Raw genomic sequence first — 17,655 nt, 5'->3', positions numbered from 1 at the left:
GCTCCGGCTTCGGTGCGATCGAAGCGGTATTCACCGTGCCCGCAGGGGCCGTTTACTCGAGGTCCGGGCGAGGTGTTCCAAAAACGCGCACAGGTCGCTTTTTCGCAGTTCGGGCGGGCTTTTTGTGCGGGCAGATGTTATCTGCCCGTGATCAGGCTCTGGACGAAGGAGCGGTAGGAGCGCAGCGCCAGCCGGAGGGTCTCGGTGTCGGCGTCCTCGTCCCACGCCGCGCGCAGCGCCGCCCGCCGGGACTCGATCTCGGCGACCAGGGCGTCGGCCACCTCCGACGCCAGCGCGTCCGCCTCGGCCACCGCGCCGCGGGGGTCGTCCACGAACCCGGTGACCGCGCCGCCCATCCGGTCCCGGGCCGACCCCGGGTTCACCCCGCGCGGCCGGGGCCGCCAGCCGTCCTCCGCGGTGGGCCCGCCGCCGCGCGCCGGTGCCGCCTCGCCGGTCTCCTCAGCCACCGTGTCCGCCTTCCGTCGTGCCGCGGCGCGCGCCGTCCGCGCGCCCCCCTCGTGTGCGCGCAGGGTCCAGCGCACCCGGCCTGCCGCTTCGGAATGGTTCACCGCTGCGCCTCCGATCCGCGTACACCGGTCCCGCCCAGCAGGGCCTCCACGAGCCGCCGGTGGGCCACCAGCAGCTCGCGCAGGTGCTCGGTGCCCTCGGTGCCGTCCCCCCGGACCCGGTGCACCTCGGCGACCTCCGCCGGATGGTCCACCGACAGGGTCCCCAGCAGGCGCTCGAACTCCTCCCCGGGCGGGTGCCCCAGGTCGAGGGCGATCGCCGCGATGACCGCCCGCGCGTCCCGCACCGAGCGCTCGGGGTCGTCGACGAACCCCTGCTGCACCGCCACCCAGGAGCGCGCGTGGTCGTCGCGCAGCTCGTCGGGGATGGCGCGCGGTCTCAGGGAGGAGCGGCGCGACAGCCGCTCGGAGAGGTCGCGCTCGGCGTCCGCGGTGTTCCCGTGCAGGTGCAGGGCGTGGTCGTACTCCGCGCCGAAGCGCCGTCTGAGCCGGGCCGTGCGGCGCGCCGGGAGGATCGCGGAACGGAGGGCGATCCCGGCGCCCAGGGCCGCCACGATCACCACCAGGACGAGGATGACTAGGGGCGTCGTCTCCACGGGGGGCAACCTCCTGTGCAGAGAACCCTTGCCCCGGGGTCCCCCGGCGAAACCCGGGCGGCCGGAGGCGGCCTCACCTGCCGCCGGCCACCCGCAGCACCGTTCCGCTCGCGTAGGAGGCCTCGGGGGACAGCAGCCAGGCGATCGCGTCGGCGATCTCCCCGGGACGCCCCGCACGTCGCAGCGGGATCGTCGCCGCCGCCCGGGCGGGGCGGCCGGGGTCGCCCATGGCGGCGTGCATGTCGGTCTCGATCACCCCGGGGGCGACCGCGTTGACCCGGATTCCGGACGGTCCCAACTCCTTGGAGAGGCCGACCGTCATGGCGTCCACCGCCGCCTTGGTCGCCGCGTAGTGGACGTACTCGTCCGGGCTGCCCAGGGTGGCTGCGGCCGAGGAGACGTTGACGATCGCACCCGACCCCCGGCTCCCCATGTCCCGTGCCGCCCGGCGGCAGCACAGCAGGTAGCCGAGCACGTTGACGTCGACCACCCGCCTGAGGACCGCGGTGTCGGCGTCGGCGAACCGGCCCAGCGGCCCGGTCACCGCGGCGTTGTTGACCAGGCCCGTCACCGGACCCAGTGCCTCCGCCGTGTCGAACAGCCGGTCGACGTCGGCCTCGACGGAGGTGTCCATGCGCACCGCCGCGCACCGGGCCCCGGTCGCGCGCACCTGCTCGGCGGTCCGCTCCGCGGCCCCGGTGTCCGAGGCGTAGCCGAACACGATGTCGTGCCCGTCGCCGGCCAGCCGCACACAGGTGGCGGCACCGATGCCCCGGCCGCCGCCGGTGACCACGGTGAGAGGTCGCGTCGTCATGGGTCCCCTTCCCCGGGGCGGGCGCCGGGCCCCTCGCCCGGAGCCGGCGCCCCACCGGGATCCATGGTCCCACCAGCGGGTACGCGTGATCGACGGAGGGGGCGACTAGGGTGCCGCCATGAACTCCGACACCCCCCGGGGCCCCGCGGGCCTGGCCGGGACCCCCCTCACCTTCGACACCGCCGGCCACCGCCAGGTCCAGGAGAACGCCTGGGTCGACGCCACGGGCGACGCGGTCATCCTCGACTTCTTCGGCCTGGTCCCCGACCTGCCCGCCTCCCTGGAGGACCTCGACGACCTGCGCGCCCGGACCAGCGCCCACGTCGCGGGGTCGGGGATGGGCCTGGTCGAACTGGACACCGTCACCCTGGACGGCATGCCCGCCATCCGCCAGGTGGTCAAGGGCAGGGACCCCCGCCGGGAGACGGGGATGGCCTACATCGGCTCGTACACGATCCCGCGGGACCGGTGCAGCACGGTGGTCCGGGTGCAGTGCTTCGAGGGGCCGGTGACCGGCATCCGGGAGGCGTCCCTCTTCCCCGCGTTCCTCGACCGCCACCAGGGGGACGTGCAGGGGGCGATGGCCGCCTGGGCCCGGCACCCCTACACCGAGGGCGTCACCGGCGGCACCCCGCGCAACCAGGCCGAGGACCCGGTGTGGGACGACCGCTTCCCGGACCACCCGCTCTCCCGCGCCCGCCGCCTCCTCGGCGTGCTCGCGCAGTCCCTGCGGGTCGACCCGGCCTTCCGCGCCCTGCCCCCGTTCCGCCACACGCCCTGACCGCCCGTCCGGCGCCGTCCCGCATCGCTCCCTCCTCATGTGACACCGGGCCCTGCGCGTCCTCGGGCACACCGCCTTCACCGCACCGGTGAAAGCCCCGGACCGGCCTAGAGGGGTGGATACGTGGTGCTCGCGAGACGAGAGAGGTCGTCAGGGTGGGGAGAGCAGAACCGGTGGCGGCACCGGGCCCATGGCTGGTGGCGGCGGTGCTCCTGCTGCTGTCGGGGGCGGCGGTGTTCCTGCGTACGGTCGAGGCGGCCTGGTTCGCGCCACCCGACTGGTGGGCCGCGTTCGCCCTTCCGGCGGGAGCGGCCCTGGCGGTCCGGGGCACGGTGCTGCTCCGGCGGTCGCAGGCCTGGCGTCGGCGGCTTCCCGCCCGGGAGGAGATCCGGGTCTCCTGTGACACCGGGCCCGGCGGGCGCCTGCCGACGGTGGGGAGGCGGACGGATCCGCTGACCTGGGGCGTGGCCCCCGCGGCGGCCGACGCCCGGGGCGGGTCGTCCCTGCCCCCCTACGTGCCGCGCGCCGCGGACGTGCGGCTCCGCGCCGCCGTTCAGGCGCAGAGATTCGTCTTCTTGGCGGGGGATTCGGCCGTGGGCAAGACCCGCAGCGCCCACGAGGCGGTCCGGCACCTGACCGACCACGTCCTGATCGCCCCGCGCCCGGGCGCGCGCGTGGCCCCCGCACTCCAGGCGGCGGCCGCCCACCCCCGGTGTGTGCTGTGGCTGGACGACCTGCACCGATGGGCCTCCGACCCGCACCTGACCGCGCAGAACGTCGGTGACCTCCTCGGCGGGCAGGGGCGGGGCACGCACCGCGTCGTGGTGGCGACCCTGCGGGACACCGAGAAGAAGAGGCTGCTCGACGGTGGCGATGCCGAGCGGTGGAGGCTGCTCCTGCGTCGCGCGGTCGAGATCCGTGTCGACCGGGCGCTGACGGACGGCGAACGGAAGCGGGCGGAGCGGTTCCGTTCGGACGAGCGGATCGCGCACGCGCTGGACCGGCGCGGCGTGCACGGGTTCGCGCCGCTCCTGGCCCGCGCCCCGGAGTTGCTCGCCGAAGTGAACGGCGCCGGGGATCCGTCCGCGGCGGGGGACGCCGCTCACGCCCTCTCCCCGGCCTCCCAGGGGGCGCTCCTGGTGGCCGCGGCGGTGACGGTCCGCCGCTGCGGGGCGGTGGGGCCGATTCCGCGGGCGCTGGTGGAACGGCTCCACGTCCGGCTGTCGGAAGAGGCGGGAAGCGGGGACCGGCGTCCGGAGGCATCGGACCGGGCCTGGGAATGGGCCACGGCGCCGCGGGCGGGAGCGACGCGGCTGCTGACACCGGTCGGCGCGGACCATGTCGAGGTCTTCGACCACCTGGTGGACGAGGCCCTGAAGCGGACCCTGCCGGGCGAGCGGGTTCCGGACGCCCTGTTCGACGAGGTCCTGGAGGGGGTCTCGGCGGAGGACGCCATGGTGCTGGGGTGGGAGGCGCTCGGATTCGGGCGGGACGGGGCGGCGGTGGCCGGCATGCGCAGGTCGGTCCGGCTGGGGGCGGCGGAGCGGGGACCCGACCATCCGGACACCCTGGAGACCCGGCACCGTCTGGCGCGGACCCTGATGACCATGGGCGAACCGGACGCCTCCCTGGCGGAGTACCGCGAAGTCGCGGCGGGATACCGGCGCCTGCGCGGAAAGCACCATCCGGCGACCCTGCGGAGCCGGCACCATCTGGCGTTCGCGTTGCTGTGGGCCGACCGGCTGGAGGAGGCGGAGGCGGAGCAGCGATCGGTGGCGCAGACCATGCTCTGGGTGCTGGGCCCCCAGGCCCCGGAGATCGAGGAGGTACGGCAGCGCCTGTCCGTGCTCGAGCGCCGCATTCGCGAGACCCGGGAACTGAACGCCGAACTGGACTGGTGAGCCCCTGCGGCTCCCGACAGGCCTGCGGCACGGCCCCCGGCACCCGCCCGGGGAAAGCGGAACGGCCGGGTGGTTCGGAAAATCCGAACCACCCGGCCGTTCTCGTCATGGAGCGGATGACGGGAATCGAACCACCCCACCATCAGCCCTTCCACGTGCGCTGACCCGAGAACCCCCAGGTCGCTCCGTTGCCCGATAGCCCCCTGCACCACACCCCGTGCACCCTCACGGGTGCACCAGGGCGGCGAAGTCCTCACGTCTCGTCCGGAAGCGCACAACCCCGGTTCCGGGTGGTCGGCCAGGCCACAGGGATTCGGACAGGCGGCCGGGTTCCATGGCATCACGAGGGGACTGCCGTGCGCATATCCCGGCTCACCCTCTGTCCCTACCGTTCGGCATAATGCGCCCGAAGACACAATGGAAACCGCTTATCGATGCGAGGTGCGCAGAAGAGGTGAACGAGTGAAGTCCAACCTGGTGGAACGGGGTTCCAAGGGTGGGGAGGTGACCATTCGGGTCGCCCGCCCCAGGCCGAGGGGCGTGTCTCCCGTATGCCGGGACCAGGGGTTTCCGAGGCTCGCCCAAGTAGGGCGAAGCGGGTGGCTCAAGGGCGGAGACGCCTTCCTGAACAAGCGCCTGAGCAGGACTTTCAGGAAGTTTCGCTCGGCTCCGCTCCTTCTCGAGGCGAAGCTCGTCCGCGCACAACAGGAAATGGCCGGAATCGGCCACACCGATGACGGCGAATCATCCGAAGGGTCGTACGCAGAGCGGTTCTCCAGGACAGGAGAAGGGATTCGATGAGCGCTTGGAATATCGATCCAGTGCAGGTCGGCGGTGTTCTGGAGGCGACCCTGGGACATCTGGGCGATGAGGAGGGAGGTTCCGGACTGACCCGGGAGCTGTCCCAACTGGAGACCCATCTGGGCAACGCCGTCGAGGAGTGCGGCAGCGGCATCGTCGCCGATGCGCTGGGCCGGTTCGCCGAACACTACTTCGGGATTCTCGGCGGTATGGCGGAGACGACCCTGAGGGCCGTCGGCGGCGCCTACGAGGCCACCAACCACTACATCGAAGGCAACTTGGAGATGGCCGCCGAAGCCCAGCTCAACGCCGCCAGGGAACCGGCCACCGAGATCACCCCTGCCGCGGGGTCGGGCCAGCAGCCCCAGTACCGCTGACCCCGCCCACACCCTCCCCGCGCCTCCCCCTGCCCCCCACACTCCCGGAGCGGTGACCTGTGAGCACAGCCCCTTTCGATCCGAGCACCTTCTTCGTCCCCGGCACCGACCCGGACCGCCTGGAGTACACCGCCGACGACCTCAAGGGCGACGGCGCCGACATCGCCGAGGGCGCGGCCGACATCCACACCGCCTGGGGCGGGCTGGCCTCCTGCTACTCCGCACCGGAGGCCGAGATGCTCTTCTCGGCGGTGGACTCGGTCCCCGACGACGCCGGGGAGGTGGACGGCGCCTTGGGCACGGCGGCCACGGCGTTGACCACCTTCGCCGAGAAGGCCCGCGAACTCCGGAGAGAGGCATGGGCCCTCCAGGGCGACGCGCGCCGCTTCAACGCCCGGGTCGCCGACGACGAGGACTGGGCCAAGGGCACGCTCCTCGGCGGTGAGAGCGAGGAGTACCAGGAGTACACGCGGATCAACTCCGAGAAGATCCGCATCCAGAACGACTTCATGGCCGCCGAGGCGGAGTGCGCCAACGCCATCATCGGGTTGTTCAGCGCGCGCCGGTACACGGCGGTGAACCCGGACGGCTCCACCCGGCTGAGCGGTGGGGAGATCGCCTACGGCTTCACCGAGATCACCGAGGAGCTGGAGAACGCCTGGGGCGGACCGGGGATCGGCGTCGACCACTACTGGTTCTGGGACGTCCAGCACGCCGTCTGGGACTTCGGCGGCGGAATCCTGGAGAACGCCGGCGGCATGGTCGGGATGCACGGTGCCGGGGGTTGGGACTTCGAGTGGAGCACCAACCTGGACGCCCACTGGTGGGGTGTGGTCGAGGGCGCGGGCGCCATGGTGGGGCTGTACGACGCCGAGATCGACCACTGGGGGTTCCAGAGCTGGGAGCGCAGCCGGGAGATCGCCTGGGACTCGGCGGTGGAGGCGGCCCACGCGGTGGTGCCGTGGCGGGAGTGGGAGGAACGACCCGCGTACGTCATCACGACCGCGCTGCTCAACGTCGGCACGATCGTGGCGGGCGCGGCGCTGACCTCGACCGGCGTGGGGGCGGCGGTGGGCGTGCCGCTGCTGGCCTACAAGGGGCTGAAGATCCTGGACGGGGTCGGCGGCGTCCCCCGCGGGCTGACCGACGCGCTGCAGAACCTGGTCGACAGCGCAGCGTCCGGCCGGCAAGGCAGTGGTTCCGGTGGACTCACCCCCGTCATCTCCCTGACCGATGACACATTGCGGGCCCTGGGGGTCGACCCCCAGCGGCTGCGCACACTCCTGACCGGCTTGGAGGCACTGCGCGACTCGCACACCGGCTCCCCCTCGGGAGACGGCGCCGCCGATGCCGAGCGGCCCGCCGACCCGACCGCCGCCGAGCTGGCCGCGGGCCAGGAGTTCCTCGACGGTATCGATCCGGGATCCCGCCGGGAGCTGGAGGAGGGCCTGCGCGGCGCGGAGGATGCGTGGGTGGCTTCCCAGGTTCCCGACAATGCGTCCACGGCTTATGACCAGCGGGTCAAGGTCAACAGCGGGGGTGTTGAGTTCACCGCTCGCGACGAGATAACCGTCGCCACAAGTGGACAAGGACTGCCTGGAACCCCGGTCCGTAATCCCTTCGAGGACGATCTCGTTTCAGGAGGAACCCACGACAACATACCCGGTCGAGCTAACGAAAGGCCGTATGTCGTCGAGAACCACCACTTTTCCCGTCCTGGGGATAGCGTTACCATTCGGCTTGCTGATAACACTATCATCGAAATAAATGAAGCAGACGGATCGGGCCATGAAGGAACCGAGGCAGATGCAAGGGAGGATTCCTCCTCAAGCCATGAGGGTCTTCCGGAATCCCTGGATTCCAGAGATGACCTCCCCCACTCCATCAGTCAATCCATACCTCCGCATATTTTGCAGGAGATTCAAGCCGCCATCAACCTCGTCGGAGGAGTTCACAGATTCCCTGACTCGATGGCGGTAATAAAATTCGAGGCGGGAAACCTCCCGGCGGGAGTATTCGGGAGATTTGAGCCGGGAAGTCAGACGATTCTTTTCGACGCCAATTCTTCCCATCTTCGAGAAACTTTTGTCCATGAGATCGGCCACGCAGTCGACCAGGCTGGGAGTACGGCGACGCGCTTGGGTCTCGCGTCAAACGCAATGCCGCTTGAACCGGCTATGAGAAACCTGCTGCACCTGGCGAGGTCCTCTCCGGAGCTTCTAGATCTGAAAAGGGCTCCGAAAACGCAGTTCTATATGTATCTTTCGACCAATGCGGAGATATTTGCTCGAATTTACTCTCAGTGGATCACGGAAAAAACCGGAGACTCGGTGCTTCGGGAAAAACTCGAACTCAATCTCTCCCTCCCTGGCATTGACAAAAACAGGCAATGGGTGGATAATAACTTCGCACCCCTTCGGGATGCAATGGAAAATCTATTTGGGGAGTGGGGGTTGCTGTGATCGTTCCCGTGAAGGACCCGGAAAATTACACCTATGAAGAGCTCGTTGCCATGTACTTGGAGCTCGGGTTCAGTCAAGAGGATTCTGAAATCTTCTCTTACATTCTCAAGAACCCCGTTCCCGAAGGTTTCGAGATAAACTAGCCCGAGCTGAAGGTGTGATCTCGGTCGAGCGAACCATGCCTGGCCGGCCGGATGTCGCCGCCTGCATTGCCGCTATGAGCGTCGGGCCGACCGCTTCCCGGCCTTCGTCGGCATCGCCTGCACGCTGATCTGCTAACGGACCCACCAAGTGAGATGAGCTCTTGAAGCCCTCGCTGTTGTGCGGGTTGATGGGCGTTCGCGGATCGGGAACCTCGGCCTGGAGGTGGTTGACCCATTCGGCGGACGTGCTCAGGGGGCGGCACGCCCTTCTCGCGGAGGTTCGCGGTGCCGAAGGAGGGGCTCAGGTGCCGTTCGAGGTTGCGGTGGTAGTCGGCCCGGGTACGCTCCTCGATCCCGGAGAGGGAGTCGATGCGCCCGCGGGCAAAAGCTGCGAGCAGGACGGGTTCGGTGTCGGGTTCCGGGGTGGTCTTCACCTACCCGCGGCCAGAAGGCAGCCCCCGGCCCAGCCCTGGTGGGCATCCGGTTCTCGGGCCAGTGCTGTCCGGCCGCCTCGACGTGGAGTTTGAAGGTGCGGGCGTCGGCGCGGGTGACGAAGGGTTCGGACTGGGGCGTGCCGTCGCGGGTGCCGCCGAGCGGCCATTCGTCCCGGTAACGGGACCTGCTACCGGCGAGTCGCGCTGGTCGATGGTCGCCATGGTGCAGGCCGTCGCTCGGGTGGCGGCCGGATCAAAGCGAATCCGCTGAAGATCTCCGGAGATCTTTGGTGCCGAGTACCGAGGGGCACGTGTGTTCGGGGGCCTCGCGGCCATGGATGACGGGAGCGGGGCACGTCACGTGACGCTGGCCGTCGGTCCGTGTGCCTCCGGCACACCCCCAACGCGAAGACGGCCCCTGGGGTGCGAAGGGTCTTCGCTGTCCAGGGGCCGTCTTTCGAACGGAGCGGATGACGGGAATCGAACCCGCGCTATCAGCTTGGGAAGCTGAAGTTCTGCCATTGAACTACATCCGCGTGTGCCCGCCGCCTCAACGGCCGGTCAACCGTTGCCATCCTAGCCCATTCCCGGGGTCCGACGGCAAGTCGGCGCCGGGATCCCGTGTCGGGCGTCCCTGTTCGGCCGGTGTCCGCCCTGGTGCTTCCGCCAGGCGGTAGGTTCGGAGCGTGTTGCTCTCCGATCGCGATATCAGGTCCGAAATCGATTCCGGGCGGGTCCGGATCGACCCCTTCGACCCCGGCCTGGTCCAGCCGTCCAGCATCGACGTGCGCCTGGACCGGTTCTTCCGGGTCTTCGAGAACCACAGGTACCCGCACATCGACCCCTCCGTCGAGCAGCCGGACCTGACCCGGTTGGTGGAGACCGACCCCGACGAGGCCTTCATCCTCCACCCCGGGGAGTTCGTTCTGGCGTCCACCTACGAGGTGGTGACGCTGCCCGACGACATCGCCAGCCGGCTGGAGGGCAAGAGCTCGCTCGGGCGGCTGGGGTTGCTGACCCACTCCACGGCCGGGTTCATCGACCCGGGCTTCTCCGGGCACGTGACCCTGGAGCTGTCCAACGTCGCGACGCTGCCGATCAAGCTGTACCCCGGCATGAAGATCGGCCAGCTGTGCATGTTCCGGCTGACCTCGCCGGCCGAGCGCCCCTACGGCTCCGCGGAGTACGGCTCGCGCTACCAGGGGCAGCGCGGCCCGACGCCGTCGCGTTCGCACCTGAAGTTCACCCGTACGCGCATCGAGTCCTGACCCGGCACCCCGGCTCTTCCGGGCCGGGGTCTGGCGCGCCCGGCGTCGTGACGGTAGGTTGCGGAGCTGGCACATACCGTCGTATGGCGCTCCTGTCACGCATATGTGACCGGCATCACGTTAAGAACGTGCGTGGTATAGATCACATATCGCTGTCCTGCGACGATGCAAACCCCCGGCATGGTCGGCGGACCGTTTTTATGTCGTTTAAACATGTTATCTGCTGGTTACCAACCGTCTGATCTGTGGCTACGCATCTCGGTAACGTTGCCCCCCGACGTGAACCAGGTGCTGGTCCGAACCCCGCAAGGGGCGCGCACCGGGGGGCCCTGCGCGGACCGGCTGCCTGTCGAGTCCGCGGGCGGCGATCGGGGAAGCCGGTCTGCTCCGCGGCGGGACAGCCCCGTAGAGGAGACCGTGCCAGCAGTACGCGCAGACCACTTGTACAAGGTGTTCGGTAGACAGGCCGGAGCCGCCGTCGAGCGGCTCGCCGACGGCAGTCACCGCGACACCATCGCCGACCTCGACGTGACCGCCGCGGTCATCGACGTCTCCTTCGACGTCGAGCCGGGCGAGATCTTCGTCGTCATGGGCCTGTCCGGTTCGGGCAAGTCCACACTCATCCGCATGCTCAACGGCCTGCTGGAGCCCACCTCGGGATCGGTGGAGGTCGACGGCGTCGACATCACGGCCCTGGGCAAGAAGGAGCTCCTGAAGCTGCGCGGCCAGAAGATCAGCATGGTCTTCCAGCACTTCGCCCTGCTGCCGCACCGGACGGTGCTGGAGAACGCCGCCTACGGCCTGGAACTGCGCGGCGAGCCCCGCGCCGAGCGGGCCGCCCGCGCCGCCGAGACCCTGGAACTGGTCGGCCTGGCCGGCTGGGAGGACAAGTTCCCGCACCAGCTCTCGGGCGGCATGCAGCAGCGCGTCGGCCTGGCCCGCGCCCTGGCGGCGGACACCGACATCATCCTGATGGACGAGGCGTTCAGCGCCCTCGACCCGCTGATCCGGCGGGACATGCAGACCCAGCTCCTGGAACTCCAGGAGTCGCTGGGCAAGACCATCATCTTCATCACCCACGACCTCAACGAGGCCATGCGCCTGGGCGACCGCATCTGCGTGCTCCGGGACGGCCGGGTCGCCCAGATCGGCACCGCGCAGGAGATCCTCAACGAGCCCGCCAACGACTACGTCGAGCGGTTCACCGAGGACGTCGACCGCACCCGCGTGCTGACCGCCGCCTCGGCCCTGGACACCGGGGCCACCGCGGGCGCGGGCGCGCCGACGGTCGCGGCCGACACCCCGATCGCCGACCTGTACACCGACATGGCCGAATCCGAGCTCGTCCGCGTGGTCGACGAGGACGGCAGCGTGCTGGGCACCGCCTCACGCACGTCCGTGCTCGCCGCCCTCGCGTCGGGGAGGGAGCGGCCGTGACCCCCGTCGACTTCCCGCCCGCCCTGCCCGTCGGTGAGGGGTTCGAGGCGTTCAACAACTGGCTCAAGGCCCACTTCGGCCCGGCCTTCGACGCCATCGGCGAGTTCATCCGCTGGGCCGTGTCCGTCCTGTCGGGCTTCTTCTCCGACCCGGCGGCCGCCCAGCTCACCTTCATCGCCGCGGTGATCATCGCGGTCCCGCTGCTGCGCTCGCACCGCGGCCCGCTGGCGGTGACCGTCGGCGCCGTCTCGGTGCTCTACATCCTCCAGGCGTGGACCGGCCTGGTGGACACGGTCGTCAACAGCCTGCCGCCCTTCCTGTTCCTGTGGGCGATGAACCTGTTCGACCAGTACGTCGACTCCTACTTCATCGTCTCGCTGCTGTTCCTGGCGGCGGTCACGGTGATGGGGGCGCTGAACGCGGCCTCGCGCAAGCGCACCGCGGTCGTGGCCGGCGGCTGGCTGGCCGTGGTCCTCCTGGGCTGGCTGCTGCTGCCCATGCTCGTCACCGAGCCCAAGTCCCTGCTGATGATCCTCCTGCTGAGCCTGCTCGCCTACTCGGTGGCGGGCTGGAGGATGGGCGTGTTCGCACTGGTCGCGCTGTCCCTGGTGGCCTCGGTCGGCCAGTGGGACAACGCGATGGACACCCTGGGCCTGGTCCTGGTGGCCAGCGCCATCGCGGTGGCCATCGCCATCCCGATCGGCGTCCTGGCCGCCTACAACGACCTGGTCAGCAAGATCGTCAAGCCGGTCCTGGACCTGATGCAGACGCTGCCCGCGTTCGTGTACCTGATCCCGGCGATCTTCTTCTTCTCCATCGGCGCGGTCCCCGGCGTGGTCGCGACCATCGTGTTCGCGATGCCCCCGGGCGTGCGCCTCACGGAGCTGGGCATCCGCCAGATCGACAGGGAGCTGGTGGAGGCGGGCGAGGCGTTCGGCGCACCGGGCCGCAAGATCCTCACCGGCATCCAGCTGCCCCTGGCCCTGCCGACCATCATGGCCGGCGTCAACCAGGTCATCATGCTGGGCCTGTCCATGGTCGTCATCGCGGGCATGGTCGGCGCCGGCGGCCTGGGCAGCCAGGTCTACCAGGGCATCAGCCGCAACGACGGCGCACTCGGCTTCGAGGCCGGTATCGCCGTCGTCGTCCTCGCCATCTTCCTGGACCGCCTCACCGCGGCGGTCACCCGCAAGAGCCCGCAGGGGCGCGCCGCCGTCTCCTCGGCCTGAGCGCACCCCGACCCGGCGGGCCGGTCGCACACGGCCCGCCGGTTCCTCCGATCCCCTAGGGAAGGAACCCCACGATGTACACCCGAAAGCGCACCGCCGCGCTGTCCGCCGCCGGCATGAGCGCGGCCCTGCTCCTCACCGCCTGCGGCAACAGCGGGGGACAGGACCTGACCGGCCCCGGCGAGGGCGAGGGCGGCGGCGACGCCCAGGAGGTCAACATCGCCCTGATCGCCTGGGAGGAGGCGATCGCCACCACCGCCATGTGGCAGGTCATCCTGGAGGAGAAGGGCTACGACGTCACGGTCACCGACGTGGACGTCGCCCCGATGTACCAGGGCGCCGCCAACGGCGACGTGGACCTGTTCCTGGACACCTGGCTGCCGGTCACCCACGCCGACTACTGGAACGACTACGGCGACGACCTCGAGGACCTCGGCACCTGGTACGACAACGCCAAGCTGACCATCACCGTCCCCGCCTACATGGAGGACGTGAACAGCATCGAGGACCTGGCCGACCACGCCGACGAGCTCGGGGGCCGCATCGTCGGCATCGAGTCGGGCGCCGGCCTGACCCGGGTCACCAAGGAGGAGGCGATGCCGGGCTACGGCCTGGACGCCGACTTCGAGCTGGTCGAGTCCTCCACCGCGGCGATGCTGGCGGAGCTGGACTCGGCGATCGCCGAGGAGGAGCCGATCGCCGTCACCCTGTGGCGTCCGCACCCGGCCTACGCCAAGCACGACCTGAAGGACCTCGAAGACCCCGAGGGCCTGATGGGCGACGCCGAGGAGATCCACGCGGTGGGCCGCAGCGGCTTCACCGAGGACTACCCGGAGCTCGCCGAGTGGCTGCAGGGCTGGGAGATGACCGACGAGGAGCTGGCCTCCCTGGAGGTGCTGACCCTGGAGGAGCACAAGGACGACCCGCAGGCCGGCGCCCGCGCCTGGCTGGCGGACAACCCCGAGTTCCTGGAGCGCACCCTGGGCGACGCGGCCGAGGGCCTGGAGTTCTAGGCCTGCGCCGCACCCGATGACAGGGAAGGGCCCCTCCCGTACGGGAGGGGCCCTTCGGCATGCGGGGCCGGGTCAGGGGGCGTAGTAGCCGCCCTGCGCCCCGGGCTGGCGCCACTGGTCGATCTGGCGCCGCTTCTCCCGCTTGGGGAGGACGTACGCGGCGATCAGACCGCCGAGGAAGCCGAACAGGTGCGCCTGCCACGAGACCCCGGGGTACTGCGGGAGCACGCCCCAGATCATCGTGCCGTAGAAGAGGACGACGCAGATCATGATGACGATGTCGACGGTCTTGCGCTCGATGATGCCGCGCAGGACGGTGTAGCCGAAGTAGCCGAAGACCAGTCCGCTGGCGCCGACGGTGATGGTGGTGGGGGCGCTGAAGAGCCAGATCCCCACGCCGCTGACGACCGTGACGATCAGGGTGGTCAGCAGGAACCGGGACAGCCCGCTGAAGGCGACGAGCGAGCCCAGCACGAGGAAGGGCAGCGAGTTGCCGACGAGGTGCTGGATGTTGCCGTGCATGAACGGAGCCGTGAGGACGGTCCAGGGAGCCCCGGTGTCCCAGGAGCGCAGGCCGAACTGGTAGTCGAGGGTTCCGAACATGAAGAAGTCGAGGATCTCGAAGACCCACATGGCCGCGAGCATCCCCGCTACGGTCAGGATGGCGGTGATTCTGGACTGCGTCACGGAACCGAGGGTAGATGACCCGGGCTTGCAACGGTATGTCCGTGGTGGGTGTGGTGCGAATTGGACTGATGTGGCCTGAGACGTCCGACTGCGTACCGTTGTGTGCACGGGTTTCGGACAGACCGTTACCCGCCCGGCCGGGACGTCGACCGGGACCCGGGCCACAAGGGCCGGGGCCCTGCCCGCAGGCCCGGCCGGGTCCGGCGGGGGAGCGGCGCCGGGGTCGTCAGGAGGTCAGCGAGCGCTTGCGCGGCGGGATGCCCGCCACCGCCATGAACGCCTCGACCTTGGCCGGGCTGGTGATCCCGGTCAGCGGCAGGTAGGCGCGGGAGGTGCGGCGGCTCTGCAGCGAGGGGAACCGCTTGGGGCGGCCCGCGGTGTCGCACAGGCCCAGGGAGCGCACGCCGCCGGGCAGCAGGTGGTAGGAGCCGATGTCCCCGAAGGGCACGCTGACCTCGTACTTGCCGCGCCGGTAGTGGAACTCCCCGTCCGAGACCTCCAGTACGGGGGCCTTGACGAAGAGGTGGCCGTGGGCCGCGAGCCCGCCGCCGATGAGGAGCAGCAGGACGCCGAGCGTGATGTTGGCCCAGTGGGAGGGGTCGACCGCGATGGCCACGACGCCCAGGGCCGCCAGCAGGTAGCCGCCCCACAGCTCCGCGTGCTTGCGGCCCGAGGGACAGACGAGGCGCACTGTTTCGGACACGGCAGGGGCCTTCCTCGCTGCGGTCTGGGGTGGGCGGTGATCGCCGCCGCTGTCGACTTTATCGGCTCCGCGGGGGTGCCCATGGTGGTTTCGGACACCGGAACGACGGGCTTTCCAGGGAGACGCCCGCGACCTGCGGACGGACGGGCGGGGACGCCGCCCGGGACGTCGGGGCGGCGGCGGGGGACGGCCGCCGGCGCGCGAACGGATCTTTCCAACATCATGTCATCCCATGTTTATATGATCCGCTCGGCCTCCGTCGACGTCGATGGTCGGGCGGATCTTTTCGCCTTGATGAATCGTCTGTGCTCGTATGTCCGTTTTTAATTCGGTAATCGAATAGGAGCTTTGGGTAGTCAAACATCGTTTACTTTTAAGTAAACATTGTTGACTACAATGGTTTTGCCACTTTCTATTTCTGGTGCGACCGAATCCCCGGTACTGAGTACCTGTCCTGGGCGCCCCCCTGGCCTGCGGGAACGCGGGATCCGCCGTTGTGTTACGGGCGCGTTGTCGTGTGATGTCGACGTCCGGGGTCGATGGGCGCGAACCGGTTGCGGATGGATCACGAATCCGGCATTGGGGCTATACAGACATTTCACTCGATGGTCTTCTGAACGACTAATCGCCTAAGTTCGGTGGGGACTGTGCGAACCACTCGATCCCCCACTGAAGGTTCGTATTAGTGATCAAGGGTGTGACTGATGCAGATTCGTAGGAAAATGCTGGGGGCCACGGCCATCGGCGTTTCGGCCGTGCTCGCGGTGAGCGCCTGTTCCCCACCTCAGGAGGAGGGCGGCGCCGCGGGTGAGAACTCGGTCACCTGGATCGTCAACCAGCCCGCGGGCGGCTGGAACCACAACGCCCCCGAGGGCGGCTCGGTCTACCTGATCCAGATGGTCCACGGGATCCTCCCGCCCACGGGTCTATGGACCCCCGAGGGCGAGTGGGAGTGGAACACCGACCTCATCGTCAACACCCCCGAGCTGATCGAGGGCGACCAGATCTCCTGGGAGTACCAGATCAACCCGGACGCGGTCTGGAGCGACGGCGAGCCGATCACCGCCGACGACTTCATCTGGACCTGGAAGATGAACAGCGGCGACGATGAGCTGTGCGCCGACGGCTGCAACTCCCGCGGCTCCACCCTCTCCTCCCTCATCGAGAGCGTCGAGGGCTCCGAGGACGGCAAGACCGTCACGGTGACCATGAAGGAGGGGACGCAGCACCCCGGTTGGTTCACCTTCGGCAGCGACGGTTTCTACCCGGCGCACATCGCCGAGGCCGAGGGCTTCGACCTCGACACCCCCGAGGGCATGCGGGAGTCGTCGGACTTCTTCAACGCCAACCCGATCACCGTCTCGGGCGGCCCGTACATCTTCGAGGGCACCCCCGAGCTCGACGGCCGCGTCGTCAAGGTGGTCAACGAGGAGTACTACGGCGAGACCCCCGAGATCGACGAGATCATCCTCGAGGTCAACACCGAGGAGGGCAGCTGGGTCCCGGCGCTGACCAACGGCGAGGTCCAGGGCGGCTCCCCGGCCACCTGGTCCGACGACGTCATCACCCAGCTCGAGAGCGCTGAGAACGTCGAGTTCGAGATCGCGTCCGGCGGCAGCTGGGAGCACCTCGACCTCAACCTCGCCAGCGAGCCCCTGGACGACCAGGCCCTGCGCCAGGCGATCTTCACCGCGGTCGACGTCGCGAACATCGCCACCCGTACCTACGGCGAGAAGTTCCCGGACATCGAGCCGCGCACCAACCACGTCTTCTCCACCTCCAGCGAGTTCCACGAGGACGTCATCACCCCGACCGGCCAGGGCGCCGGCGACGCCGAGGCCGCGCTGGAGATCCTGGAGGATGCCGGCTACGAGCTGAACGGCGAGACGCTGGAGCAGGACGGCGAGGCCGTGCGCCCGCTGCGTCTGCGCTACACCGCCGGCCACGTGGCCCGCGAGGTCATCGCCGAGCTGATCCAGGCCGACCTCGCCGAGATCGGCGTCACCGCCGAGATCGAGACCACCGACGACCTGGGCGGCACCCTCGCCGAGGGCGACTTCGACCTCATGCTCTACGGCTGGAGCACCACGCCGGAGTTCTACAGCTCCCCGCACCAGTACTGGTTCAGCGAGAGCGGCAGCAACTACGGCAAGTACGAGAACGAAGAGGTCGACGAGCTGGTCGAGAACGCGATGGACTCCGCCACCCCGGAGGAGTCCGCCGGGTTCGCCAACGAGGCCGCCGCCATCGTCGCCGAAGAGGCCTACGTGCTCCCGCTGGTGGACACCCCGGCCTACTTCTTCTACGACACCCAGTTCCTCGGGAACGTGACCGACAACCACAGCCAGTCGCGTCGGGCCATGTGGAACCAGCACGAGTGGACCGCGGTCGAGTAACGCTTTCTGACGGATCACTCCGCTCCGCCTAGTGCTCCGGGAGGAGCACCCCGCCCCCGCGGCGGCCCGGGCCCGCGCCCGGCGCC

14 protein-coding genes, 1 tRNA gene and 1 pseudogene are annotated in these 17,655 nt (G+C 69.5%); 10 read left to right on the top strand and 6 right to left on the bottom strand.

Features of this window, described 5'->3' with window-relative positions:
• Positions 1 to 137: 137 nt before the first annotated feature.
• The 3 genes from K1J57_RS33380 to K1J57_RS07820 form a co-directional block, all read right to left on the bottom strand.
• Positions 138 to 467 carry a hypothetical protein gene (locus K1J57_RS33380; RefSeq protein ID WP_255646902.1) on the bottom strand — a complete coding sequence of 110 codons (330 nt, stop codon included), beginning with the start codon at positions 465 to 467 and terminating at the stop codon, positions 138 to 140.
• A gap of 98 nt (positions 468 to 565) precedes the next feature.
• A complete protein-coding gene (locus tag K1J57_RS07825) occupies positions 566 to 1,123 on the bottom strand; it encodes a hypothetical protein (protein WP_220563784.1) in 558 nt (185 codons plus the stop codon).
• A gap of 73 nt (positions 1,124 to 1,196) precedes the next feature.
• Complete coding sequence (locus K1J57_RS07820) at positions 1,197 to 1,937, bottom strand: SDR family oxidoreductase (protein WP_220563783.1); 741 nt, start codon at positions 1,935 to 1,937, stop codon at positions 1,197 to 1,199.
• Positions 1,938 to 2,055: 118 nt separating this feature from the next.
• Here K1J57_RS07820 and K1J57_RS07815 point away from each other — a divergent pair, with 118 nt between their 5' ends.
• The 5 genes and pseudogenes from K1J57_RS07815 to K1J57_RS07795 form a co-directional block, all read left to right on the top strand.
• Entirely contained in the window at positions 2,056 to 2,718 is a 663-nt protein-coding gene (locus K1J57_RS07815; RefSeq protein WP_220563782.1) for a hypothetical protein, read from the top strand.
• A 173-nt stretch (positions 2,719 to 2,891) separates the two neighbouring features.
• Positions 2,892 to 4,619, top strand: a complete 1,728-nt coding sequence (locus K1J57_RS07810; RefSeq protein ID WP_220563781.1) for a tetratricopeptide repeat protein — start codon at positions 2,892 to 2,894, stop codon at positions 4,617 to 4,619.
• 797 nt (positions 4,620 to 5,416) lie between these two features.
• Entirely contained in the window at positions 5,417 to 5,797 is a 381-nt protein-coding gene (locus K1J57_RS07805; protein ID WP_220563780.1) for a DUF6507 family protein, read from the top strand.
• Between the two features lie 59 nt (positions 5,798 to 5,856).
• Positions 5,857 to 8,259: a hypothetical protein gene (locus K1J57_RS07800; protein WP_220563779.1), complete on the top strand. Its 2,403-nt coding sequence runs from the start codon at positions 5,857 to 5,859 to the stop codon at positions 8,257 to 8,259.
• A gap of 180 nt (positions 8,260 to 8,439) precedes the next feature.
• Positions 8,440 to 8,538: pseudogene (locus K1J57_RS07795) on the top strand (IS5/IS1182 family transposase); the annotation flags it as partial.
• 763 nt (positions 8,539 to 9,301) lie between these two features.
• On the opposite strand, the gene K1J57_RS07790 reads toward K1J57_RS07795, so the two are convergent.
• A tRNA-Gly gene (locus tag K1J57_RS07790) sits at positions 9,302 to 9,372 on the bottom strand.
• Positions 9,373 to 9,522: 150 nt separating this feature from the next.
• On the opposite strand from K1J57_RS07790, the gene dcd reads away from it, so the two are divergent.
• The 4 genes from dcd to K1J57_RS07770 all read left to right on the top strand — a co-directional run bounded on the left by dcd (position 9,523) and on the right by K1J57_RS07770 (position 13,783).
• Complete coding sequence (gene dcd / locus K1J57_RS07785; RefSeq protein WP_220563778.1) at positions 9,523 to 10,104, top strand: dCTP deaminase; 582 nt, start codon at positions 9,523 to 9,525, stop codon at positions 10,102 to 10,104.
• A gap of 441 nt (positions 10,105 to 10,545) precedes the next feature.
• Entirely contained in the window at positions 10,546 to 11,541 is a 996-nt protein-coding gene (locus K1J57_RS07780; protein WP_220565402.1) for a glycine betaine/L-proline ABC transporter ATP-binding protein, read from the top strand.
• Positions 11,538 to 12,770 (top strand): proline/glycine betaine ABC transporter permease, encoded by a 1,233-nt coding sequence (locus K1J57_RS07775; RefSeq protein ID WP_220563777.1) that lies wholly within the window; start codon positions 11,538 to 11,540, stop codon positions 12,768 to 12,770. Before K1J57_RS07780 ends, K1J57_RS07775 begins: the two co-directional genes overlap by 4 nt.
• A 74-nt stretch (positions 12,771 to 12,844) precedes the next feature.
• A complete protein-coding gene (locus tag K1J57_RS07770; protein WP_220563776.1) occupies positions 12,845 to 13,783 on the top strand; it encodes a glycine betaine ABC transporter substrate-binding protein in 939 nt (312 codons plus the stop codon).
• A gap of 72 nt (positions 13,784 to 13,855) precedes the next feature.
• Here the strand turns inward: K1J57_RS07770 and K1J57_RS07765 are convergent, their stop codons facing one another.
• Both K1J57_RS07765 and K1J57_RS07760 read right to left on the bottom strand, forming a co-directional pair.
• Positions 13,856 to 14,470 carry a rhomboid family intramembrane serine protease gene (locus tag K1J57_RS07765; RefSeq protein ID WP_220563775.1) on the bottom strand — a complete coding sequence of 205 codons (615 nt, stop codon included), beginning with the start codon at positions 14,468 to 14,470 and terminating at the stop codon, positions 13,856 to 13,858.
• Between the two features lie 226 nt (positions 14,471 to 14,696).
• Positions 14,697 to 15,173, bottom strand: a complete 477-nt coding sequence (locus K1J57_RS07760; RefSeq protein ID WP_220563774.1) for a hypothetical protein — start codon at positions 15,171 to 15,173, stop codon at positions 14,697 to 14,699.
• 704 nt (positions 15,174 to 15,877) lie between these two features.
• On the opposite strand from K1J57_RS07760, the gene K1J57_RS07755 reads away from it, so the two are divergent.
• Positions 15,878 to 17,569: an ABC transporter family substrate-binding protein gene (locus tag K1J57_RS07755; RefSeq protein WP_220563773.1), complete on the top strand. Its 1,692-nt coding sequence runs from the start codon at positions 15,878 to 15,880 to the stop codon at positions 17,567 to 17,569.
• Positions 17,570 to 17,655: the final 86 nt, after the last annotated feature.

Source organism: Nocardiopsis sp. MT53, from assembly GCF_019598965.1.
Taxonomy (GTDB): Bacteria; Actinomycetota; Actinomycetes; order Streptosporangiales; family Streptosporangiaceae; genus Nocardiopsis; species Nocardiopsis changdeensis.
This window is presented reverse-complemented; position numbering and strand designations above follow the sequence as displayed.